A 23,658-nucleotide genomic window follows, 5' to 3' on the forward strand; every position below is an offset into this window, starting at 1 on the left:
CGAAAACACGCACAACCCCAGACCGCTTCGCCTTCGCCTCCAGTTGATCGCGCTGTACGCCGGCGGGTTTCTCGGCCCGTTCGGCGGCGGCGTGGTGGCGTCCGTTCTCCCCGAGATCGGCGACGACCTGGGGGTCGGGGCGTCCGCGGCCGCGTCGTCGCTCACTGCGTACCTTCTACCTTTTGCGGCATTGATGTTGGTGTCGGGAACTCTCGGCTCCCGGTGGGGCAAAGTGCGGACCGTCCGCATCGCGTATGGCGTGTACGTGGCCGCGTCGTTGGCATGTTTCCTGGCTCCGACGCTGGACATCTTCCTTGCAGCTCGGGTCCTGCAAGGTAGCGCCAATGCCTTCACAACTCCCCTCTTGCTTGCATCATTGGCAGCAGCGACGCCACAGGCCCGACTCGGCCGCGCACTGGGCGCCTTCGGTGCGTTTCAGGCCGCCGGCCAGTCGTCCGCTCCCCTGATCGGCGGCCTCGCAGCCGAATTCGATTGGCGCCTCGCATTTCTCGTCATCGCGGTTGTAGCTGGAGTTCTGGGCGCCGTCGGGTTACCCAAAACCACGGCGCCTCCGTCTGCCGCGCCCGCCAGACTCCGTGACGCACTGCGTCCGGAAGTGCTGCGGATCGGCGTTGCCGCCCTCCTCGGTTGGGGCGCACTCGGCGGTCTGAGCTTCCTCCTGGCATTCCGGTTCGAGGACGAGTTCGGTCTCTCGCCCACAGCCCGCGGTCTGATGCTGACGCTGTTCGGTTTGGCCGGCATTATCGCCGCCCGACGAGCGGGAATCCTGATCGACCGCATCGGCGCCCGGAAGGCAGTGACCATCGGCGCAATCAGCGGCGCTGTACTCGTTGCAGTCGTAGGACTCGCATCCGCCATCCCGGCCATCGCCTTCGCCTGGTTTATTGCCGGTGTGTCCAGCCAGTTCGTACTCGTCGGCGTCAACGCGGCGGTGCTCGGCTCGCAGGGTCCGAATCGCGGCGGTGCGGTATCCGTCGTCCAGGCAATGCGCTTCGGCGGCGCGGCACTCGCTCCCCTCGCTCTCACCCCGATCTACGACGCCTCGTCCATCGCAAGTTTCCTGATACCCGCCGCTCTACTTGCTGTTGTGGCTCCGCTGATCATGCCTCGGCAGAAACCGTCGAATACCGCGGAGGCTTAGCCCCCTCCGTCGATGATTTTATGATCGTTTGGGTTGCTGAAGTGCGGCGACTTGGTGAATTGAGGTCGTTGGTTCGGATAGAACTGACGACAAATATTCGGAAAATTTGGTGTTTCCGTCAACGACAGATATTGATACAATGGAACAATGAGCGAATCCGAGTCGGAACCCGAGCGCCCCATCGACATTTTTCGGCGATCCGTCGCGATCATCGAAGAAAATCTGCCCGCCACCTGGTCACTGTCGACGCAACGCTCCCCCGATCTGTCCGAAGCACCCATTCGCCTCGACCTGCGCTCCCCTGACGGGTCGGTCGCGAAGTTCGGCGTCTACGCCGCACATGGAGTTCTCAGCAGCGACGTTCCCGGTATCGCCGACCGCTTCCCCACCGGGCAAACCGGATTCGTCTGCGCCAAATATCTGTCCGAACCGGTGCGCCGCCAACTCGACGCCCATGCACTCTCCTACGCCGATGCGACGGGCAACGTCTCTCTCACCGCCGATCGCCCTGCCGTCTGGGTGCGAGGCAGGGGCGCCGACGCCGATCCGTGGCGCGGCCCCGGCCGGCCGTCGGGCCAACTGGCCGGCGATCCGTCGGCGCGGGTCGTGCGGGCGCTCGCAGATTTTGCTCCGCCCCTGGCGATCACCGCTCTGGTCCGTTTGGCCGGGGCATCAACGGGCGCAACGTATCGAGTAGTGCAAACCCTCGCGGATCGGGAATTGGTGACCAGACTCCCCCGCGGCGGCATCGCCGACGCCAACTGGCAGAAAATGCTCCGGGAGTGGGCACAGGAATCCATCGCCAAAGCACCCACACCGCACGGCTTTCACGCTCCAGACGGACTTGAAGCGCTCTTCGATCAGCTCCGCCAACTCAGCGGACACATCTATGCGGCAACGGCATCCGTCGCTGCCGCGCCGTTCGCCCGGTATGCGCCCACTCAGCGGGCTCATTTCCACGCCGACAACGTCGACCAATTTGCCGACGCGTTGGGCCTGCGGCGCGTCGAGACCGGTGCCGATGTGTGGGTCACCGCTCCCCTGTCTCCGTCGGTGTTCGACCGAATTCTCACCCGCGACGGCATCCGGATCGTGTCTCCGAGTCAGGCCTACGCCGATCTTCTCGTCGGTCCGGATGCCGACGAAGCAGCGGCCGATCACCTCATGGGCTGGATGATCGAGAACGAATCGCAGTGGCGACGCGCCGCCTCCCCAGCCAAGGATCGACCGTAGGGAAATTCGGACGACACTCTCGCCTACGCTGTCATGGTGAATGAAACGCATATCGCGGGCGTAGCGACGGCGTACGCGGATACCCATCGACTGAAATTGTTTTCGTTCACGGTCGCCGAGAAGCGCGCCGAGTACCTGTGGGTACTTCGCGCATTCGACCACGCCCGCGCCAATTACACAGTCCTGCTCCATGCGGGGACGGTCGCTCAGATCCTCGAGAAGATCGGTGGCTCGGATCCCGCCGCTCAGCTGTCGTCGACCGAGATTGCGCCTCTGCTGGACCAGTTGCACGTGTGGGAGATTCTCGAACGCAGCTACGACGGCACACGCGCCGCGTCGTTGGCCGAGTATCGGAACCGCCATTTTGTGTACCAGTTCGGCCAGGCCGGGTATCAGGTGTACCGGTCCGTCGAGGACGTACTTGCCGCCAGGCTCGACAATTCGTCCCTCTCACGACTGGCGCTGGCGGACCTTCTGGCCGACATGTCGGAACTGGCCGAAGCCAATCGAACGGCAGACGGCGACCTCATCTTCCGCAAACTCAAACGCCTCGACTCGACACTGTCCGACATGGCCGATCGTGCCGCGCACTTCTATCTCACGCTCGGCGATCTGGTTCGGACGACGGAAGTGACGCCGCAGGCATTCCTGAACCACAAGGACGCCCTGCTGACGCACATGCGCGAATTCAGCTCCGACCTCGCGCGGTACGCCCCGAAACTCAAGGAAGCCATCGAGCACGTCGAATCGACAGGGGTCGACCGGATGATCCGGCTCGCTGCCGCCAGCGACGAGCGAGTGTTCGTTCCGATCGCCGAACGCGAAGACGACTGGATGGCCCGCTGGCGCGGTTTGACCGCGTGGTTCGTCTCCGCCGAGACCGGGATCAGCGAGTCCGAGCGACTGCGCGAAGGCACCATGAGCGCGATTGCCGCAGTGCTTGCTCTGTTGCGCCGCGTCACGGAAACCCGTCGAGGCGGGGTCAGCCGCGAAAGTCAGCTGCGCCATCTCGCGGGGTGGTTTGCCGCCACACCGTCCGAAGACGCGGCTCATGCACTGTTCCAGGCCGTGTTCGACCTCGGTCGCCCGCGCCACCTGTCGATGGTCCACCCGGACGCCGACATCATCTCGCACCACCGATCCTGGTGGGAGGCACCGCCCGTCGAGATCGCCCGCACCCTGGCGGAAACAGGGCGCCCACCGTCGCCCGGCTTGCCCAGCAAGGTCGCCCGCAACGACGGAAGTATCCGACGGCTGCGCGAAGAACAGCTCGCGGCGCAGCGAACCCGCAGTGCCGCAGCACAATCCCTGGCCACCAACGGTGTGTATCAACGTGAGCTCAACGAGCAGGAGACCGAAGTTTTGCTGAGTTTGCTCAATGCCGCACTCACGGCCCGCGTGCCGGTCGTCGGCCGCGTCAAGAGTTCCACCGGTAGCGAGAACGGGGTGAAATTGACGCTGAGCCCGTCGGACGGTTCCACCACCATCACCACCGCACGTGGCCGGATGCACCTCGACGGCATCGAGGTCAGCGTTCGATGAGAGCTCGCGAGATCACTCCCCTTGCGCTCGATTCGTATCAACGCGCGGCAAGGGTCATCCTGTCGAATCACCTGGTCACCACGTCGTATCCGGATCGGGCGGCGTTGCCACTGCTACGCCGGTGGGCCACCGAACTGCGAGATGACCTCCTCGACCTCTTCGGTTACCGCCTCGAGGTCACCGAGACAACGGCTCGGTTGTTCACGGTCTCCGATCGCCTCAACCCGTCGGCACCCGCCCAGACGGCAACCGAGCGCACGTTCGACCGCACCCGCTATTCGTACCTGGCCCTGTGCCTCGCCGCCTTGGGCCGCGCCGGCAACCAGATCACGTTGTCGGAGTTGGCAGATCACGTGGCCGCCGACGCCGCACAGGTGGACGGCGTCGAACTGTCCACCGATCGCGGCGCCGATCGCGACGCGTTTGTCGACGCCGTCGGCTGGCTCGGTGTGCGCGGCGCCATCGCACTCGCCGACGGTGACGCCAACGGCTGGGCATCCAATCCCGAAGCGGGAGAAGCGCTCTACGACATCGACCGATCCGTCGTCGTGGCACTGTTCCGCCCACCGCGCGCGCTGCAGCACCTGCATTCCATTCGCGGACTCCTCGCTGCCGAAACATCCCAGGCGGCTGAGGAAGACGGGGTTCCCGTGGACGCCAAGGCAATCGGGCGGCGAGTGCGTCGGGCTCTCGTCGAACGCCCAGTGGTGTTGGCCGGTGAACTCGATCAGCATGAACTGATCGCGTTGGCCCAACCCAAGACCGCGTCCGACGTCGAAATGTTGACCGGACTCGTTGCCGAGCGCCGGGCCGAGGGAATCGCGATGATCGACCCCACCGGGCGCCTGTCTGACGTGCGTTTTCCCAGCACCGGCACGATCGCCCAGGTCGCACTGCTGCTGGCCGGCGAAATCGCCGATCGGATACTCGACGTCGACGCGCCGGAACTGCCGAAACTCCCGCTTCCTCCCGAGTCCGACGACCACCTCATCGAGCAACTCGATGCAGCGATCCCCGAGGCCGGAATCTTCGAGGATCTTGCCGACGAGGATGCCGAACCGGTCGAACCTGCTGCGGAGCCTGCCGATCCCGAGGAACCGGCGACATATCCCCTGATCGACGACACGTGGCTGGCTGACAAGATCACCGAATTGGTGGATCAGTTCGGCCGAACGTTTGCGGCCCAGTGGCAGGCGGACCACAACGGACTGCGTAAACAGTCACTCGGCCTGCTACAGCGACTGCGCCTGACACACGCGGTACCCGGCGGAGTGCTCGTTCTGCCCGTACTCGCGCGCTACCGCGACGTTGTGGTCAATGTCCGCGAACGCGATCCCCTCATCGACTTTGCGGTCGACAACTCCGCGCCCGAGCCCAGTTCCGAATTTTCCGGCAGCACAGAAGAACCAGAGGTAGAAAACGCATGAACAGCGCCCGTTTCCGACCTACCCGGGCCGGCATCATCAACCTCTGGGATTACCGCGACCAGGAATTCTCCTTCGCCGACGGCCGCCTTGTCCTGCGCGGACCCAACGGATCCGGCAAGACCAAGGCACTCGAGGTGTTGTTCCCGTTTGTCTTCGACGGCCGCATCGAACCGCGTCGCCTCAATCCGTTTGCCGGCGAAGAACGCACCATGAAGTCGAACCTGCTCTATCGCGGGCAGGACACCGCACACTCCTATGTGTGGATGGAGTTCTGCCGCGGCTCACTCGACGACCCCGAAGCCGTCACCGTCGGCATCGGCATGCGTGCGAGCCGAACCAACGACAAGGTCACACGCTGGTACTTCGTCGCCGACGGCCGAGTGGGTGTCGACTTCTCGCTGATCGGCGCCGACGATCGCCCGCTGACAAAGAAGCAGTTGGCCGAGCAACTGGGCAGCGACGCGATCACGGACCGTCCCCTCGACTACCGCACCGCCATCGACGCGCGCATGTTCGGCCTCGGCGTGCAGCGTTACGACCAGCTGATCAACCTGATCCTGACGCTGCGCCGGCCGCAGCTCGCGAAGAACCTTGACCCCAAGGGTCTTTCGCAGGCGCTCACCGACGGACTGCGCCCCCTCGACGATCAACTGGTGCTCGAAGCTGCCCGCTCGTTCAGCGACATGGAAGAAGTGGGCCGCGCGCTCGAGGGGCTGGCCGCTGCCGACGGCGCGGCCCAGACTTTCATCGGCGTCTACACCAAGTATCTGCGCCAGCAGTCGCGGGGCGAGATCGAACAGGTCGGGGCCCGTCTGGCCGCGGTCACCAAAGGTGTTGCCGCCATGGACGAATCGGCTGTTGCCCAGCTGCGGAGCCGAGAAGCGCGCACAGCAGCCGAAGAACGGTTCAATGCCGCCGAACAGGCACTCGATCACGCACGCGCCAATGTCGAAGCGCTGCAACGCTCGAGCGCGTACGAAGGCAAGCAGCAGCTCGACGACCTCGCGCAGGCCGTCGCAACGCTGAAACTGTCCACCGAGCAGCAGGCCGACAAGTCCCGCAAGGCGCAGGCAACATTGGCGCAGCGCGGCGACGAAGCCGAAAAGGCCACCGCATCGGTACGCCGCGGTGCCGAAGCACTCTCGCGGGCCGAGGACGAACTGCGCGTCGCCGCCGAAGACGCCGGTATCGTCTGGACACCGCTGCCGGACGGTTCCCGCAGCGATCAGATCACCGCTGCCGTGCGTGGCCACGCCGAAGAGCGCGACGGAGACGTTCGTGTTGTGCGCGCCGCCCTCGCCACCGTGGAGAAAGCCACCACCGAGCGGACCCGCGCCGAGAATTCGTCGCGTCGTGGCCAAGAGCTGCTGGAATCAGCCAAGGCTGCAGTCCTCGAGGGCGAAGCCGCCGTCGAATTGGCTCGCAGTGAATGTGCGACCGGCCTTCGCTCGTGGTGGACCGGGCATTCGGAGCGCTACGCCGCTGCCGGCGCCGATACCTCACTGTTCGAGGCACTGGACGGTGCACTGTCGGCAGTCGGTGACGAAGACGCTCCGACGCTGGCTGCCGTACTCTCCGAACACACCGAGGCCGGAATCGAAGCCTTGCGGGAGCGTCGACGCAGTGCGGAAGCGGAAATCTCAGCCGCCCGCGCCTCCGTCACCGCACTGAAAGCCGAACGCAAGGCCGTCTCGGCCGAGCACGACGATGCTCCGCCCGCATTCCACGCCCGCACCGACAGCCGCAAGGACCTGCTAGGTGCGCCCTTCTGGAGCCTTGTTCGGTTCGCCGAGTCTGTCGAACCCGACGTGGCCACGGGAATCGAATCCGCACTACAAGCGGCAAATATGTTGGACGGCTGGGTAGTGCCCGGCGAGCAACTGCCCGAATTCGTCAGCGAGCAATTCCTCACAGCACTCCCGACAAAGCAGCGGCCCAAGGGACGCACCCTCGCCGATGTTCTCGAGGTCGAGGGCAACTCCGACGTCCCCGACGCACAGGTCAGGGGAATTCTCGCCTCGATCAGCCTGGTCGAGAACGCGGACACCACCACCGCCGCAGTTGCTATCGGCGTCGACGGCCGATTCTGGCAGGGTGTTGTCCACGGACGGCACGTCAAGACCGATGCCGAGTACATCGGCACAACGGCTCGCGCGCGTCGTCGCGCTGCCCGGATCGCCGAAATCGACGTTGCCCTCGACGAACTTGCCACGGCAATCGACACCGGCACAGCACTCGTGGCGCAGACCAACGAGCAGTTGGCTCAACTTGCCGCGGCCGCAAAGGAACTCCCCAAGACCGGCTCGATTCTCCGCGCACTGAAAGCTGTCGCCGAATCGGCGGGCGCCCTGCGCACACGGTCCGAAGCAACAGACAGCGCGCAGCGTGAACTCGACGCGGCGATAGCGGATCTCGCGGCCAAGGAAAAGCAGTTGCGCGCGACGGCGTCGACGCATCGCACCCCGCACGCCGGCCGGGAACTCGACTCGTTGGCGGCGGCGATCCGTCACTTCGAGAAGCAAGGCGACGTCGCCCTGCGATGCCGACGCGAGTACGCCAAAGAGGTGGAACTCGAACGCGAATCGATCGACCGCCTCGACGAATCACGCACCAACGCCGAGGAATTTGCCGAAGAAGCGGCCATCGCGGAGGAGAGTCTGCTCCAGCAAGTCCAACGCCTGGAAACCCTGCGCGACACCCTCGGCGCGAGTGCCGAGCAAATCGATCTCGACCTCGCCAAGGCGCGCGCAAAGATCGAGGAATGCAAAGTCGACCAACGCGCCGCCCGTAAGGCCTACGACGCGGCCGTACTCCACATCGGCACCGCCGAAGGCGCTTACAACACCGCCGTCGAGACCTTGCGGCACACCCTCACCGAAACGCGCAGCGACGCCGAGCAACTCGCGCCGTACGCGCGACCCGATCTGCTCGAGCTGCTCGGCATCACCGAACCGCTGAGCTGGCCTGCCAGTTCCGCAGCGTGGATGAGCCCCGATCAACTCGTCTACCGGATCCAGAACGAGGACCGGACCGACGACGCCCCGCACCCGCCGGTACTGCCCGAAGACGTGGACAAGCTGTACCGGGCACTCGACGCGGCGACCTCGACGGTTCGCGTCACCGACGGTGCGCGCAAGGCAACCCGCACGGCCCTGACGTCCGCGCTGCAGGAATTCGACGCCCAACTCGCTGCCGCCGGCCAGGATTACCGCCTGCAGTGGGACGCACCGGACGGGCTCACCGTCGTCCGCGTGCAGGACGAGCAGGGACACTCTTCGATCGGCGAGTTCGCAACCCGCATCCACGAAGCGCGCGGAGATCAGGAGCAACTGCTCACCGAATCCGAGCGTCGCATCCTCGAAGATGCCCTGCTCACCGGACTGGCCCAACAGATCCACGAGCGTACCGTCGACGCCCGCGAACTCATCGCGCAGATGGGCACCGAGATGCGCGAGCGGCACATGTCGTCCGGCAACACCATCGGCGTCCACTGGGTTCTGGCCGACAACCTCGACGACAGCTCCCGCGCCATCTCCAAACTGCTCGATCGAGACGCGTCGGCGCTGGGCGTGGACGAGTTGGCGACACTGCGCGCACATTTTGCGACGCAGATTCGCACTGCCCGGGCGGCGCACCCCGAGCGGTCGTACCCGGAGATCCTGTCGTCGGCACTCGACTACCGGCAGTGGCGGTTCTTCTCCTTCACCCTCATCAGCGGCGAAGGCAAGGAAGACAGACTCACCGTCGCCCGGCACAGCGCGCTGTCCGGCGGCGAGCAGTCGGTGTCGCTGCATCTGCCACTCTTCGCGGCAGCGCACGTCATGCTCGATTCAGCCGATCCGCATGCGCCGCGGCTACTTGCACTCGACGAGGCATTTGCCGGCGTCGACGACAATGGTCGAAGCGAGTTGTTGGGATTGAGCGTCCAGTTCGATCTCGACCTCTTCATGACGGGATACGACCTCTGGATCACGTACGCCGACGTCCCCGGGTGCGCACACTACGACCTGGCTCACTCGACGGCCGAGCAAGCCGTCAGCGCCGCGCTGCTGGTGTGGTCGAACGGTGAACTGCTCGCCGAACACGACGGAACGGACTTGGCCAGAGCGCTCGGATCTCCGCTGCGCCGTAGGGTGCCCACCCCGGCCGAAGGTGCGCTCGACTACGCCTAACACCGTGCGCCTCGAGGTCGATGGAATGGGAAGCGCCCGGGTTGGGTACCACCGCACCACCCGCGCTTTTCATCCATGGGCCGAAACTTGCGAGCGGAGACGACATGAAGAAAGCCATCGCGACAATCATGATCGCGGGCGCAGCGTCGATGATGTGCGCCTGCGGAAACGACGACGGTGACCAGAACCAGGGCAACGGTCACACCACCGGTCAAGAAACCATGCGAATGCCCGCCGGAACGTCGACGGGCGAGATGAGCGCTGTCGATCAGGGAAAACTGACTGCATTTGTTGTGGCGTTTCGCACCCGCTACCCGGATCTTTCACAGGATCGAGACGATGCTGACATCAAAGAGATCGTGCTCGATACGTGCGACGACATCGCCGAGGGTGCCTCGGAGCAACAAGTCAGCGACGAAATCCGCGATCAGGCCGAACACAACGGCGTTATCCCGACCCAAGCCCAGGTCGACGAGATCTACGACATGGTGACGCCGGCGTGCCCGTGAAAGCACTGTGCGCCTTTGTTAACCGCCCGCGGTTGACAAAGGCGCACAGCTAGTACATCAGCGCAGCGAAATCCCCAACAGGGCGTCGACGGCATCGGCGAACTCGCCCGGTGCCTGTGCGTCGGATCCGCCACCTTCGAGTGCACGACGCGCCCAACCGTCGAGGGCGTCAAGAGCCTTCGGGGTGTCGAGGTCGTCGGCGAGATGCTGACGCAACCGTGCAACTGTGTCGGTGACGGACGCAGCGGAACTCAGGGCCGCGGCAGCACGCCACACCTTGAGACGATCCTGCGCATCCTCGAGGACCTGTTCGGTCCACGCCCGGTCCTGACGGTAATGGCCGGACAGCAGTCCGAGACGGATCGCTGCGGGGTCGACCCCTTCGCCACGAAGCTTCGAGACGAACACGAGGTTGCCGCGACTCTTCGACATCTTCTCGCCGTCCAGACCGATCATGCCGGTGTGAACGTAGTGACGCGCGAAACGACGGTCACCCGTGGCACATTCGGCGTGCGCTGCCGAGAACTCGTGGTGCGGGAAGATGAGGTCGCTGCCGCCGCCCTGGAGGTCGAAACCGGAGCCGATGCGGTTGAGTGCAATGGCCGCGCACTCGATGTGCCACCCGGGGCGGCCCGGTCCGAACGGTGACGGCCAGGACGGCTCACCCGGGCGCACAGCCCGCCACACCAGTGCGTCGAGCGGATTGCGCTTGCCGGCGCGATCCGGATCGCCGCCGCGCTCGGCGAAGAACTTCTCCATGGTCTCGCGGTCGTAGCCGGACTCGTAACCGAACTGTTCGGTGGCGTCGGCCCGGAAGTAGACGTCGGGGAAGTCGGCGTCGTCGACGATGTAGGCCGCGCCGGATGCGACGAACTTCTCGACGAGTTCGACAACTTCGTTGATCGATTCGACAGCGCCGATGTAGTCCTTGGGAGGAAGCACGCGCAGCGCCTCCATGTCTTCACGGAAGAGCGCCGTCTCGCGCATTCCGAGAACAACCCAGTCTTCACCGTCGCGGTTGGCGCGTTCGAAGAGCGGGTCGTCCACGTCGGTCACGTTCTGGACGTAGTGAACGTCGTGTCCGGCGTCGCGCCAGATACGGTTCACGAGGTCGAAGGTGAGGTACGTGGCGGCGTGCCCGAGGTGGGTCGCGTCGTACGGTGTGATGCCACAGACGTACATCGTGGCGGTCTTCCCGGGGGTGACTGGACGAACCTGACGGTCGGCCGTGTCGTACAGCCGCAACGGCGGCCCCTGACCGGGTACGGACGGGAGTGCGGTATCGGACCAAGACTGCATACTGGCGAGCCTAGTGGAGACTGGTCGAGGGCTCGGAAGGTGCTGGCTGATCCGGTGTCGGTTCCGGCGTGGACGCCAGCTTGCTCGGCCACCAGATCTTCTGCCCGATGTCGTACGTCAACGCCGGGACCAGCAGTGATCGGACAATCAACGCGTCGAGCAGCACACCGAACGCAACGATGAAGGCAATCTGCGCGAGGAACAACAGCGGAATCACAGCCAACGCCGAGAAGGTTGCTGCCAGAACAACTCCGGCTGAGGTGATGACGCCGCCGGTGACGGTCAGTCCCCGGAGCGCGCCTGCCCGTGTACCGATCTTCTGTGCCTCCTCCCGAACCCGGGTCATCAGGAAGATGTTGTAATCGATCCCGAGTGCGACGAGGAACACGAACGCGAACAACGGCACCACCGGATCTGCGCCGGGGAATCCGAAGACATGCTCGAATACGAGCGACGAAATACCCAGTGTCGCAGCAAAAGAGAGCACTACGGTGCCCATGAGCAGCAGCGGCGTAAGGAGTGATCGAAGCAACAGCGCGAGGATCGCGAAGACCACGAGCACTACCACCGGGATGATCAGCGTGCGGTCGCGCGTCGACGTGGTCTTGGTGTCGAGATCCGTAGCGGTGACACCACCGACCAAGGCGTTGGCCCCCTCGACGGAGTGGACTGAATCACGTAGTCGCACAATCGTGTTTTCGGCCTCGATCGAATCAGCGGCATCGGTCAGCGTCGCCTCGAGCGAGACACGGCCGTCGACGACAAGCGGCACTCCCCCGTTCTGAACAACAGTGACGTCACTGACGCCGTCGACTCGGCTTGCCGCGACAACGGCATCCATCTGGTCTGCATCAGCGATCACAATCGCCGGGGAACCTGATCCGGCGTCGAAATGCTCGCCGAGAATCTCCTGACCCGCAACCGAGTCGACCTCGAGCAGAAAGACGTCAGACGACGCCACTCCGCTGGCCTTGAACTGCGGCATCATCAGCGCGAAGATCACCAGCACCAGCGTCGACGCCACCCAGAAACGACGCGGATGCCGCCCGATGCGAGCGGCAAGTCCGGCCCAGAAACGGTGATCGTCTGCCTCGTCGTGGTGGGCGACGTCGGCGTCGAATTTCGGCTTGGTCGGCCAGTACGCGGTACGGCCGAACAATACGAGAATGGCAGGCAGGAACGTCATCGATGCGAGGAACGATGCGGCGATACCGATGGCCGCGACGGGTCCCAATCCGCGGTTCGAGTTCAGATCCGACAACAGCAGGCACAGAACGCCCGCGATCACGGTACCGGCTGACGCTGCGACGGGTTCCAGCGTGGCACGCCACGCCACCCGCATCGCCGAGTATTTGTCCTGCTCGATGCGCAGTTCCTCGCGATAGCGTGAGACCAGAAGCAGCGCATAGTCTGTCGCGGCGCCGAACACCAGGATGAACAAAATGCCCTGGCTCTGACCGTTCAACGCGATGACGTCGGCGTCGGCCAGCGCGTACACCAACAGACTCGACAAGCCGAGCGCAAAGACCGCCGAGAAAATAACCACGAACGGCAGGATGGGACTGCGATACACCACGATCAAGATCAGAATCACCACTGATCCGGCCACCAGCAACAAGAGACCGTCGATGCCCGCAAAAGCGGCGGACAAGTCGGCGACCTGACCGGCCGGACCGGTCACCAGGACGGTCATTCCCTCCGGCGCGGATTCGAGCGCGGCACGCAGTTCCTTCACCGAGGTCTTGACCTCGACTGTGCTGTCGATCGGGAGGAACAGCTGCAACGCCTGACCGTCCGCCGACGGAATCGCGGGCGAGCTCGCGTCACCGAATCCTTCGGTTCCGACAAACTCTGCGACCGTGTCCGTCAGGAAGGCACTGTCGCCGCCCTGCAGCCCACCCGAACGTTCTGCGACGATGATCGCCGGAACAAATCGTGTGTCGGTGAAACCTTCCTGGAGCTTGCCGACCTCGGTCGCTTCCGCCGATGCGGGCAGGAAGGACGTGTTGTCGTTCTGCTGCACTGTGCTCAGTTTTCCGGCAAACGGTCCACCGAAGCCGCCGATAGCCAACCAGCCGATTACCAGCAGAGCTGGCACAATCCATCTCAGGCGACGACGCGTACTCGTGGGTGTGCTCACGGTTTCTCCAGAGTTCGGTTTGGCTGATGCGTGATGGTCCCCTATTTTGTTCAGCAAGCTGAACAATTGCAAACGGAAGGCAGGAGCGTGACCGAGGATGGGCTCGAAAACTGGCCGACAGGCCGCTTGCTGTCGACTGCGGCGCGCCTCGTCGAACACTCGTGGGAGCAGGTCCTACGCAGCCAGGACATGACGCACGCCGGACTTATCGTCTTACATTCCATCGCCATGTCCCCCGCGTCGCAGCGAGACATCGCCAAGAAGGCTCGGGTAACCGACCAGACCATGAGTCGGACCGTCGATCGCCTCGAGCGTGCCGGCTACGTCACCCGGGATACCGATCCGCGCGACGAACGACGACGCCTCATAGCCATCACGGCGTCCGGGCAAGCGACCTATGAACGCCTACTCGAACTCGAAAAGGACGAAGCCGCTCTGGCCTTCGGCGCCGGAGATGTGTCGGCATTGCGCGAACAGCTACTACGGCTGGTTCGGTCACCGGAACTCAATCCCAAGTACAACGAAAACTAGTACAACGAAAACTAGAAAGCCGGCCACGGGATCGTTCGATGCCCGTTCGGCACAGGCATGACTGCTGACAACGTCAGCTCACGCGCCCGCTGCGCCAGCGCCGCAATTTCGTCGTCGGTAACCAGTTCCGACAGTTCATCACCGAAACTGCCGTCGACAGTTGCCGCAAATTCCGCGACATCCGCGATCAAGGGCCCGGGAACTTGTTGGCCTGCCCATCCCCACAGGACAGTGCGTAGTTTGTTGTCCGTGTGCATGCAGATTCCGTGATCCACGCCGTAGACGGAGCCGTCGATCCCTTCGAGTGCATGACCACCCTTGCGATCCGCGTTGTTGATGAGGACATCGAGCACTGCCATCCGCTGAAGCCGCGGATCATCGGCGTGAATGAGCGAAACCGGTTCCCCCGCAGAATCGAACGCCTGAAGAACCTCGAACCATCCTGACGGGACATTGTCCGGGCTGCAGAGATCGACGATGTCCGGCGTACCGAGCACGTCAGCGTGGCGGTCGACGGTGTCGATCCATTTCTGCACCATTCCTGGCCCAAAAGGTCCGTCGCGCAACACTGTTCGCGGGATGACACCCCACCCCAGCGCCTCCGACACCCGATACGACGCCACTTCGCGCCCCGCCAAGGTGCCGTCCGGGAAGTCCCACAACGGGCGCTCGCCGCGCACCGGCTTGTAGACGACCCGCATCGACTCGTCGCCGAGAACAGCGTCGCAGACCAAAGTTGCGTTGCTGGCAGTGGTGATCTGACCGATCACCGTCAGCTCACCTTCGAGCTGGACATCAGGGCCAGGCGAGCTCGACACCGCTCAGTCCTCGTCGGTGTCGGCGTCGTCGATCGCGAACCCGAACGAATCACCGCGGCGATATCCGTTGGTCCGGACACAGATATGTCCGTCCGGAGCGAGGGGTTCGCCGCACAGCGGACATGGCGCACGGCCGGCGGCAATCACTCGCTCGGATCGCAGTGAGAATTCGCGCGCCTGCTCCGGAGTCAAGAACACGCGGACCGCGTCGGGTCCGTCGTCCGAATCGTCGAGCACGACCGACTCGTCGAACTCGGTTTCGCTCACTGCAAGAAGTTCCACCACAACGGCGCCGGCATCTGCATCCCAGCCCAAACCCATCGTCCCGACCCGGAATTCGGCATCCAACGGAGTAACAAGCGGACTGAGGTCGGTGATATCACCGGCTTCCGGCGGAACCTCGGTGCCGAAACGGCGATGTACCTCTTCGAGGAGTAGACCCATCCGGTCTGCCAGTACCTGAACCTGCTGCTTTTCGAGCAGCACGCTCACTACTCGCGCCTCGTGCACGGCTTGGAGATAAAAAGACCTGTCACCGGGTTCTCCCACGGTCCCTGCGACAAATCGGTCAGGGGTGCGAAATACGTGAATCGCGCGCGACATTGCACCTCCTCGAATTCGAGCGGAACTTCCCTGGGTACCCATTATCCGTCACGATCACACTCCGACCTCGCCGCCAGGCACGGATTCCTGTTCGGGAGCGGAGCCATTGGTCGACGCCTTGGCCTGACCGATCGCCGCCAGCGCATCTCCGGTGTCGTTGACCCGCAGCACGAAGGGCGAGGTCGCGGAATATCGGATCACACTCATCGACGCCGGTTCGGCAACGATGCGCTGGAACGAATCGAGATGCATCGCGTACGCGTCCGCCAGTACGGATTTGATGACGTCGCCGTGTGTACAGGCAATCCACACGACGTCTTTGCCGTGCTCCTCGGCAAGCCTTCTGTCGTGTTCACGAATCGCGGCAACGGCCCGCGCTTGCACTTGCGCCAGCCCTTCACCATCGGGGAAGACGGCACCCGACGCGTGCCGCTGCACAACTTTCCACAGCGGTTCCTCGAGCAAATCCTTGAGGGGGCGGCCCGTCCACTGCCCGTAGTCCACCTCGACGAGGCGTTCCTCGACAACGGGAGTCAATCCACGGTCCGCAGCGATGGGACCCACCGTCTGCTCACATCGCAGCAGCGGAGACCGCACGATCTCGGCAATGTCGAGACCCACCAACCTGTCTACGACGGCCGCTGCCTGTTTCCGGCCGTGATCGTCGAGTTCGACGCCCGGCGTGCGACCGGCAAGTGTGTGGGCCGTGTTGGACGTCGACCGCCCGTGCCGCAGAAGGACAACTGTCATGCCATAACCCTAATGGGGCGGCGCAGAGCGCGGCGGGCGGTCGACGTCGAAACCGGCGTTATGTCGCGGACACAACCCCTGTGGCCAGCAACGCAAGGACGACTACGCCGAGAGCGATTCTGTAGCCGACAAACCAGTACATCGAGTGATTGACCACAAACTTGAGCAACCACGCGATGGCCGCATAGCCGACCGCAAACGCGATCACCGTCGCGACGAACAGCTGGGGGCCACTGGCGTTCAGTCCCTCACCCGCAGGTTCGAAGGCATCGGGAAGGCTGAACAGTCCCGACGCCAGCACCGCCGGGATCGCCAGCAGGAACGAATAGCGTGCGGCGGCCTCACGTGTCAGTCCGAGAAACAGACCGGCGCTGATGGTTCCACCAGAACGCGACACTCCGGGGATGAGGGCGAGCGCCTGCGCCGAACCCATGATGATGCCGTCACGCGCTGTGAGGGACTCGATGGGTCGGGACTTACGTCCGTAGTACTCGGCGGCGGCGATCACGAGCGCAAACACGATCAGCATTGTGGCGATCAGCCACAGATTTCGTGCGCCGGTACGGATTTGGTCCTTGAACAGGAACCCGAGAATACCGACGGGCAGCGTGCCGATGATGACGTACCAGCCCATCCGGTAGTCGAGGTCGCCGCGATGCTCGGCGTGGAACAACCCTCGGAACCACGCGGTGATGATCCTCACGATATCGCGCGCAAAATAGATCAGGACCGCGAGTTCGGTGCCGAGCTGAGTCACCGCGGTGAAGGACGCACCGGCATCACTTCCGAAGAAGATCTCCGAGACGATGCGCAGATGCCCCGACGACGAGACGGGAAGAAATTCGGTCAATCCCTGCACGAGCCCCAGGACCATGGCCTGTAGCCATGTCATCGCCTCACCCATCAGAGAACCGCCCGGACTGATGCGAACTGCACTGATTCGAATGGGATTACTACACAACAGTTTCGTGGGGCGAGTTCACTTTTCACTGGCGTCACGCTACCGGTGCACCGCCAGACGTGCCGCGCCCGGCACGCTGATGCCCGAATCCCCCGAGTTCGGTCGGGTGACCACTAGTCTGCACGTGGTGAGAACTCCCGGGTGCGACGTACGCTCCCGGGTCGGGCGTGAGATGGACGGCATTGATGAAACACAGATCAGTCGGAACGAGCGGACTTCGGGTGTCGCGACTTGGACTCGGCACGCTCACCTGGGGACGCGACACCGACGGGGACGAGGCCGCCGCACAACTTCTGGCATTTGCGGAAGCCGGCGGAACCCTGGTGGACAGCTCCCCCGCGTACGGTGACGGCGCGGCTCAACGACTCCTCTCCGAACTTCTCGACGACGTCGTCCCCCGCGACGAACTGATCGTCAGCTCGAGCGCGGGGATCCATCCCAACCCGATCGGCACGGATCGCGTCGACTGCTCGCGGCGAGGCCTGCTCCGCCAATTGGACGCCACACTGCGCGAACTCGGCACCGACTACCTCGACATGTGGCAAGTCGCGACTTGGGATCCGCTGACCCCGGTCGACGAGGTCGCTGCAACTCTCGACTACGCGGTCTCGAGCGGCAAAGTGCGCTATGTCGGCGTGCGCGGCTACCTCGGGTGGCAGTTGGCTACGGCCGTCGGCGCCTGTGGCACAACATCTCTCACCGCCACTCAGGCGGAGTACTCCCTTTTGGCGCGAGGCGTCGAAGAGGAATTGTTTGCTGCCGCATCACACCACGGCGTCGGAGTCTTTGCCGCTGTCCCCCTCGCCGGCGGTGTCCTCACCGGTAAATACCGCGGCGGGATTCCCGTCGATTCCCGCGGCGCCGACGACGCTCATTCCCACCACGTGCAGAGCTACCTCACGGATTCGTCGGTCCGGGTTGTCGACGCCGTCGTTACAGCCGCCGACGGTCTGGGTACCTCACCGTTGGCTGTTGCTCTCGCCTGGGCTCGCGATCGCCCCGGAGTTGCCAGCGCCGTCGTCGGTACTCGGGATCTCGCGCAATTGACGGGTGTACTGGTAGCCGAGGAGTTGGAGTTGCCTGCGGCGATCGCTGCTGCACTCGACGACGTGAGCGCGTAACTTGCGGTCTCACTCGACGAAATACCCGAATTACCCATTTAGCGAGGGCAGGCTAACCTAGTAGATAACACGTTCCTTAGCTAGAGGAGAACCTATGACCACGCTTGACGTAGACCACAGTCCCGCCGACGCGTCGGCCTTCTCCGAACGCATCAAGGCGGAGACCGATGCAGCGCACCGCGAAACCGAGCAGTCACGGTTTGTCGGCGCTCTCCTCGGCGGCGAACTGACCACCGCCGGATACGCGGCGCTACTGGGACAGACGTACCTGGTCTACACAAGCCTCGAAGAAGCCGGCCGTGCACACGCGGACAACGCGCTGGTCAACCCGTTCCTCTCCGACGATCTTCTCCGCGTCGCGGCGCTCGAAGCCGATCTCGAGTTCCTGAGCGGACCGAACTGGCGTGAGAGCCTGGAGGCCCTGCCGGCAACGCAGCGTTACGTGGCGCGTTTGCAGGAAGTTGCCTTCGACTCGCCGGCCGACTTCGTCGCGCACCACTACCTCCGGTACATGGGCGACCTGTCCGGCGGCCAGATCATCCGCCGCATGCTCGAGCGTGCGTACGGTTTCGAGACCGACGGCCTGCGTTTCTACATCTTCGACGGCATCCCCAAGCCCAAGCCGTTCAAGGACACGTACCGCGCAAATCTCGACGCGCTCTCGATTTCTCCCGAAGACCAGCAGAAGTTCATCGACGAGGTCAACCTGGCCTACCGCCTCAACGGTGATCTGTTTGCCGACCTCGAGGGCAACATCGAGAGCTACCTCGTCAAATGAGCAAGCGGTGGGCCGCTGCCGCACTGGTTGCGGTTGCCGGTTTCGGATTGGTCGCATGTGGGTCGGCGGAAAACGACGGGGACGGCTCGACGCAGGCCCGCACGGCGGTACTCGAGGATTCCAGCCCCACACCGGTAAGTGAAAATCCGGTCGCCGCGTTGCCCACCACAGTCACCGGCTTCGACGGCGTCCCCGTCACGATCACGGACAACAGTCGAATCATCGCTGCCGACAGGTACGGAACCTTTGCCGCAACCACGGTCGCACTCGGACTCGGGGACAACCTGGTCGGGCGTGACACGTCCGCCAAGTTCCCGGCTGTCGAAGACGTACCGGTAGTGACCGTAGGTGGTTCGTCGCTCAGCGCCGAAGCGATCCTCGATCTCAACCCGACCGTCGTTCTCACCGATACCAGCATCGGCCCACAGAGTGTGCAGGACCAACTGCGGGCAGCCGGGATTCCGGTCGTCTTCTTCGATCCCACCCGCACCCTCGAAGGTGTCCCGGCACAAATCCAGGCAGTCGCCGACGCCCTCGGTGTACCGGAACAGGGCAAGGCCTTGGTCAACCGGACCGAAGGCGAAATCGCCGCTGCGCGCGACCTGGTCCCCGATGACAGAGATCCCCTGAAGATCGCGTTCCTCTACCTCCGCGGATCGGCGATCACCATGATCGGCGGTGACGGATCCGGAGCCGATTCACTCATCGAAGCACTCGGCGCCGTCGACGCCGGAACAGCGTCGGGCATCACGCAGAAATTTGCTCCCATCACCAGCGAAGCACTCATCGCGGCAGCGCCCGACGCGTTCTTGATGATGACCGACGGTCTCGCGTCCATCGGCGGGATCGACGGTCTCGAGAAGATCCCGGGCATCGCCCAGACCCCGGCCGGAAAGAACCAGCGGGTCGTCGACATGGAAGACGGCGTGCTGCTCAGCTTCGGCCCCAACACCGGGCGAGTGATGCAATCGCTCGCCGAAGCAATCTACGGACCCGCTGATTCGTGAGTACAGAAACAGATAAAGCAGTCGAGAAATCGGCACCACGACCGACATCGCGCTCACGGGTGAGCGGGGTGTTGATCGGGCTCACAGTCGCTTTGGTTATCGTCGCCGTGCTCTCCGCGTGTATCGGTCAGGTGCCGACCTCGCCGCTCGAGGTACTCGGCAGCATCATGCACCGCATCGGTCTGGACATCGGCCCGATGCCCGCCCACCCCAGCGGTGAAGTCACGCTCTGGGAAGTGCGCTTCCCTCGCGTCGTTCTGGCTATTTGCGTCGGCGCAGCTCTCGGATGTTCCGGCGCCCTGCTTCAAGGCGTCTTTGCCAATCCACTGGCCGAACCAGGTGTGATCGGCGTGTCCTCCGGCGCAGCGGTAGGCGCCAGCGCGGTCATCGTGGTCGGCGGCAATTTCGTCGCAGGCTGGGCCATTGCAGCCGCAGCGTTTGTCTGCGGACTCCTGACCACGGCAATCGTCTACCTGTTCGCGCGCCACGAAGGCCGGACCGAAGTGGTCACCCTGGTCCTGACCGGTGTGGCGGTCAACGCGTTTGCCGGCGGACTCATCGCCTTCTTCACCTTCATCGCCAGCCCGTCGGCACGCGATCAGATCGTGTTCTGGCAACTAGGCAGCCTCAACGGCGCCACATGGAATTCGGTCTTGGTGGTCGCACCGATGACCGTTGTCGGAATCGCCGCGACTATGGCGATCGCATCGCGTCTCGATCTCCTCGCCCTCGGCGAACATGCCGCCAGGCACCTGGGCGTCAACGTCGAACGGCTGCGGCAGCTGGCGGTCTTGATCGTCGCCCTACTGGTGTCGGCGAGCGTTGCCTTCACCGGCATCATCCTGTTTGTCGGACTGGTTGTCCCCCACCTCATGCGCATCGTCGTCGGTCCAGGTCACCGCGCGCTCATCCCGGCAAGCGCACTGACCGGCGCGTTGGTTCTCCTACTTGCCGACCTCGGATCCCGGTCCCTGATCGACAACGCCGACCTTCCGCTCGGCATGCTCACGGCACTGGTCGGCGGACCCTTCTTCTTCTGGCTCCTCCGACGCACCCGTTCACAGCAAGGTGGGTGGGCATGAGCAGCATCGCCCGGAACTGGCGCGAACTGTTCGGACGAACGTCACCCGAACCGTCGAGTCCGCAGAGCGGTGACATCACGCTGCAAGCGCGGGACATCACCGTCGAGCGCGGTGGCAGGAACATCCTCGAAGGCGTCAGCGTCGACGTTCGCGCCGGCGAGGTCGTTGTTCTCGTGGGCCCGAACGGCGCAGGCAAGTCGACGCTCCTCGCGGCACTGTCGGGCGATCAGCCCGTCGTCGCCGGCCGCGTCGACGTCGATGGAACCGACCTGAATCACTGGACACCCTTGGACATGGCCAGGCGACGCGCCGTACTCCCCCAGAAACACACCATTGGCTTCTCGTTCACCGCTGCGCAGGTTGTCACGATGGGCAGGGCGCCGTGGGCCGGCACCGCCCGCGAGGAACGCGACGGCGACGCCATCGCGGCGGCAATGAAAACCTGTGACGTCGAAGCGTTTGCCCATCGGCCGTTTGCGGCGCTGTCCGGCGGCGAACAGGCGAGGGTTGCACTCGCCCGCGTTCTGGCGCAGGAAACGTCGACTGTTCTCCTCGACGAGCCTACGGCCGCACTTGATCTCGGGCATCAGGAAGCCGTCATGTCCGTTGCACGCAGCCGCGCGGCCGACGGTGACGCCGTCGTTGTCGTTCTCCACGATCTGGCGTTGGCCGCCGCCTACGCGGACCGGATAGTCGTCCTCGAGAACGGCCGCATTGCCGCCGACGGTCCACCCGCGTCGGTTCTACGTGAGGATCTACTCACCCGCGTCTACGGCTATCCCGTCGAAGTGTTCGCCCACCCACGGAGCGGCGCGACGCTGGTGATACCGCGGCGCGATTCCCGCAGCACGCAACGTCAGCAAGCCGGCGTCAACGAACGGAATCGATGATCGAACCGAGCCGATCGAGCACTCCGCGCAACGTGGTCACACCGGAACCACGAGCCGGAGAATGTGACGAATCCGACTCGGCGGAATGTACTGCGTCTCGCACCACAGCAGAAATGCTGCGTTCATCGGTCAGGTCGATATCCGTCACCGAACGATTAGCCGTGGCAATTACGTCGTCAGAACTCGGCACGGTGCGCTCGCAATAATCGCGATACACCTCGACGTACAGCACACTCTTGCGGACCCGAAACGCAAAAGTTCTCCCCTCTGACCTGCCGAAACCGTGGGCATAGGGTCCTACCGAAATATCTTCGATCTCGAAATCGCCGAAAGATCCGCCAGGTCGTTCCGCAGCGGATTCGGTGGGTTCGACAGGAATCACAGTGATCTCCTCGAGGATTACCGCGTGGGCGGAAATCCGTATTTGTACGGTATCGCGTGCGAACAGCAGACGGAATGACCGTTGCACTTCGATGCAATGAAAACCGATTCGCAGCGATCAGGGATGATCGAGTGCAGGCGCGTTCCGCTGAAACACCGTCTCGAGTAGAAAACGAGGATTCAACACCATGACTCGCATTGGGCTCCGCACCACCACAGCAGCGATGGGGGCGGCGTTGATGCTGGTGACAGGATGTTCTTCCGAAAGCGACGGCACCAAGCTCCAGACAATTGATCCGGCCACCGCCGTCGTATCGCCTGCCACGACAAGTTCTCTGGACGGCGTCGTTCATCCGTATTCGGGTCGGATCGATTCCATCACATTTGATCCGGTTACGCGCAACGTACTTCTCGTATCGCAGGATCCGCCCGCCGTTCGGATCGTCGCGGCCGACGACGTCGAGTCCGTGGGCGCGGCTGCGGCCGGCCGCGACATCAGCATCGACGGCAACATCCGGGACGTGTCGATCGCGTCCGACGGAAACGCACTGCTGTCCATGGACAATCAGGTTGTGAAGCTGAATCTGACGTCCGGCGAACAGACGTCCTTCGACTCCCCCGACCCGGCCAACTCCGCTGTCGAGTTGCCCGACGGCCGCATCGCGATCGGAACCGAGCGAGGCACAGTTCACGTTGTCGATCCGAGTTCTGATAAGTCACAAACTATTTCAGGCCTTGCATCGGTCGACGAACTGGCCGTCACGGGCGACAACCTGAGCGCCCTCGATCATCGTCAGACCTCACTGACGGACATCAACCTCGACGAAGACCGACTCGGCGCAGCACTGCGCGCCGGAGAAGGTGCGACGCACCTCGTGACCGACCATTTCGGTCGCATTCTCGTCACCGACACCACCGGCGACGAACTGCTGGTCTTCACCGCCGATTCTCTCATCCTGCGCCAGCGATTCCCGGTCGGCGATTCGCCGTACGCAGTGGCATACGACGAGACCGCCGATCGTGTGTGGGTGAGCTTGACCGGGACCAACGAAGTTGTCGGACTCGACCTCTCGTCGGGCATTCCGGTCGAAACGAACCGATTCAACACCGTTCGTCAGCCCAACTCTCTCGCGGTCGATTCGAGCACCGGAACTCTCGTCGTCGGTTCCGCAACCGGGGACGGCGTGCAGGTCATCCCCACTCGGAACGGCTGACGATGCAGCGGCACAACGGTGGATCGCCACATCTGCGA

General features: G+C 63.9%; 20 protein-coding genes. 13 read left to right on the top strand and 7 right to left on the bottom strand.

Going from position 1 to position 23,658, the window contains the following annotated elements:
- Positions 1 to 43: 43 nt before the first annotated feature.
- The 6 genes from FEZ60_RS04255 (at position 44) to FEZ60_RS04280 (ending at position 10,045) form a co-directional block, all read left to right on the top strand.
- Positions 44 to 1,162 (top strand): MFS transporter, encoded by a 1,119-nt coding sequence (locus tag FEZ60_RS04255; protein WP_202025730.1) that lies wholly within the window; start codon positions 44 to 46, stop codon positions 1,160 to 1,162.
- 147 nt (positions 1,163 to 1,309) lie between these two features.
- Positions 1,310 to 2,395: a helix-turn-helix domain-containing protein gene (locus tag FEZ60_RS04260; protein WP_033231937.1), complete on the top strand. Its 1,086-nt coding sequence runs from the start codon at positions 1,310 to 1,312 to the stop codon at positions 2,393 to 2,395.
- A gap of 36 nt (positions 2,396 to 2,431) precedes the next feature.
- Positions 2,432 to 3,937, top strand: a complete 1,506-nt coding sequence (locus FEZ60_RS04265) for a TIGR02677 family protein (RefSeq protein ID WP_230590020.1) — start codon at positions 2,432 to 2,434, stop codon at positions 3,935 to 3,937.
- Positions 3,934 to 5,364, top strand: a complete 1,431-nt coding sequence (locus FEZ60_RS04270) for a DUF2398 family protein (RefSeq protein WP_033231936.1) — start codon at positions 3,934 to 3,936, stop codon at positions 5,362 to 5,364. The genes FEZ60_RS04265 and FEZ60_RS04270 overlap by 4 nt, the downstream gene beginning before the upstream one ends.
- The gene (locus FEZ60_RS04275) at positions 5,361 to 9,536 is read left to right on the top strand and encodes a TIGR02680 family protein (protein WP_172935577.1); all 4,176 of its coding nucleotides are present in this window, start codon (positions 5,361 to 5,363) and stop codon (positions 9,534 to 9,536) included. The genes FEZ60_RS04270 and FEZ60_RS04275 overlap by 4 nt, the downstream gene beginning before the upstream one ends.
- A gap of 104 nt (positions 9,537 to 9,640) precedes the next feature.
- Positions 9,641 to 10,045, top strand: coding sequence for a hypothetical protein (locus FEZ60_RS04280; RefSeq protein WP_033232187.1), 405 nt, complete (start codon positions 9,641 to 9,643; stop codon positions 10,043 to 10,045).
- Positions 10,046 to 10,102: 57 nt separating this feature from the next.
- Here the strand turns inward: FEZ60_RS04280 and mshC are convergent, their stop codons facing one another.
- Positions 10,103 to 11,344 (bottom strand): cysteine--1-D-myo-inosityl 2-amino-2-deoxy-alpha-D-glucopyranoside ligase, encoded by a 1,242-nt coding sequence (gene mshC / locus FEZ60_RS04285; protein ID WP_172935578.1) that lies wholly within the window; start codon positions 11,342 to 11,344, stop codon positions 10,103 to 10,105.
- 10 nt (positions 11,345 to 11,354) lie between these two features.
- Positions 11,355 to 13,484 (bottom strand): MMPL family transporter, encoded by a 2,130-nt coding sequence (locus FEZ60_RS04290; RefSeq protein ID WP_172935579.1) that lies wholly within the window; start codon positions 13,482 to 13,484, stop codon positions 11,355 to 11,357.
- An 87-nt stretch (positions 13,485 to 13,571) separates the two neighbouring features.
- Between FEZ60_RS04290 and FEZ60_RS04295 the strand changes: the two genes are divergently transcribed.
- The gene (locus FEZ60_RS04295) at positions 13,572 to 14,015 is read left to right on the top strand and encodes a MarR family transcriptional regulator (protein ID WP_033231932.1); all 444 of its coding nucleotides are present in this window, start codon (positions 13,572 to 13,574) and stop codon (positions 14,013 to 14,015) included.
- 11 nt (positions 14,016 to 14,026) lie between these two features.
- Here the strand turns inward: FEZ60_RS04295 and FEZ60_RS04300 are convergent, their stop codons facing one another.
- The 4 genes from FEZ60_RS04300 to FEZ60_RS04315 are packed head-to-tail and all read right to left on the bottom strand — an operon-like array spanning position 14,027 to position 17,090.
- Positions 14,027 to 14,833: an SCO1664 family protein gene (locus FEZ60_RS04300; RefSeq protein ID WP_033231931.1), complete on the bottom strand. Its 807-nt coding sequence runs from the start codon at positions 14,831 to 14,833 to the stop codon at positions 14,027 to 14,029.
- A 3-nt stretch (positions 14,834 to 14,836) separates the two neighbouring features.
- Positions 14,837 to 15,436: a DUF3090 domain-containing protein gene (locus tag FEZ60_RS04305; RefSeq protein ID WP_033231930.1), complete on the bottom strand. Its 600-nt coding sequence runs from the start codon at positions 15,434 to 15,436 to the stop codon at positions 14,837 to 14,839.
- 54 nt (positions 15,437 to 15,490) lie between these two features.
- Positions 15,491 to 16,186 (bottom strand): histidine phosphatase family protein, encoded by a 696-nt coding sequence (locus FEZ60_RS04310; RefSeq protein WP_033231929.1) that lies wholly within the window; start codon positions 16,184 to 16,186, stop codon positions 15,491 to 15,493.
- Between the two features lie 58 nt (positions 16,187 to 16,244).
- On the bottom strand, positions 16,245 to 17,090 hold the full coding sequence (locus tag FEZ60_RS04315; protein WP_080711626.1) for an undecaprenyl-diphosphate phosphatase: 846 nt from the start codon (positions 17,088 to 17,090) through the stop codon (positions 16,245 to 16,247).
- 242 nt (positions 17,091 to 17,332) lie between these two features.
- Here FEZ60_RS04315 and FEZ60_RS04320 point away from each other — a divergent pair, with 242 nt between their 5' ends.
- From FEZ60_RS04320 to FEZ60_RS04340, 5 genes are all read left to right on the top strand, one after another.
- Positions 17,333 to 18,268 (top strand): aldo/keto reductase, encoded by a 936-nt coding sequence (locus tag FEZ60_RS04320; protein ID WP_033231928.1) that lies wholly within the window; start codon positions 17,333 to 17,335, stop codon positions 18,266 to 18,268.
- 94 nt (positions 18,269 to 18,362) lie between these two features.
- Positions 18,363 to 19,046 (top strand): biliverdin-producing heme oxygenase, encoded by a 684-nt coding sequence (locus tag FEZ60_RS04325; RefSeq protein ID WP_033231927.1) that lies wholly within the window; start codon positions 18,363 to 18,365, stop codon positions 19,044 to 19,046.
- Positions 19,043 to 20,053: an ABC transporter substrate-binding protein gene (locus FEZ60_RS04330; RefSeq protein WP_116103398.1), complete on the top strand. Its 1,011-nt coding sequence runs from the start codon at positions 19,043 to 19,045 to the stop codon at positions 20,051 to 20,053. The genes FEZ60_RS04325 and FEZ60_RS04330 overlap by 4 nt, the downstream gene beginning before the upstream one ends.
- Positions 20,050 to 21,135: an iron ABC transporter permease gene (locus FEZ60_RS04335; RefSeq protein WP_033231925.1), complete on the top strand. Its 1,086-nt coding sequence runs from the start codon at positions 20,050 to 20,052 to the stop codon at positions 21,133 to 21,135. Before FEZ60_RS04330 ends, FEZ60_RS04335 begins: the two co-directional genes overlap by 4 nt.
- On the top strand, positions 21,132 to 22,025 hold the full coding sequence (locus FEZ60_RS04340; protein WP_172935580.1) for a heme ABC transporter ATP-binding protein: 894 nt from the start codon (positions 21,132 to 21,134) through the stop codon (positions 22,023 to 22,025). The genes FEZ60_RS04335 and FEZ60_RS04340 overlap by 4 nt, the downstream gene beginning before the upstream one ends.
- On the opposite strand, the gene FEZ60_RS04345 is transcribed toward FEZ60_RS04340, so the two are convergent.
- Positions 22,006 to 22,407, bottom strand: coding sequence for a hypothetical protein (locus FEZ60_RS04345; protein WP_033232184.1), 402 nt, complete (start codon positions 22,405 to 22,407; stop codon positions 22,006 to 22,008). The genes FEZ60_RS04340 and FEZ60_RS04345 overlap by 20 nt on opposite strands.
- A 187-nt stretch (positions 22,408 to 22,594) precedes the next feature.
- Here FEZ60_RS04345 and FEZ60_RS04350 point away from each other — a divergent pair, with 187 nt between their 5' ends.
- On the top strand, positions 22,595 to 23,620 hold the full coding sequence (locus FEZ60_RS04350) for a hypothetical protein (protein WP_172935581.1): 1,026 nt from the start codon (positions 22,595 to 22,597) through the stop codon (positions 23,618 to 23,620).
- The last annotated feature ends 38 nt before the right edge of the window (positions 23,621 to 23,658 follow it).

This window comes from Rhodococcus sp. MS16 (assembly GCF_013277795.1).
GTDB classification, from domain to species: domain Bacteria; phylum Actinomycetota; class Actinomycetes; order Mycobacteriales; family Mycobacteriaceae; genus Rhodococcus_F; species Rhodococcus_F globerula.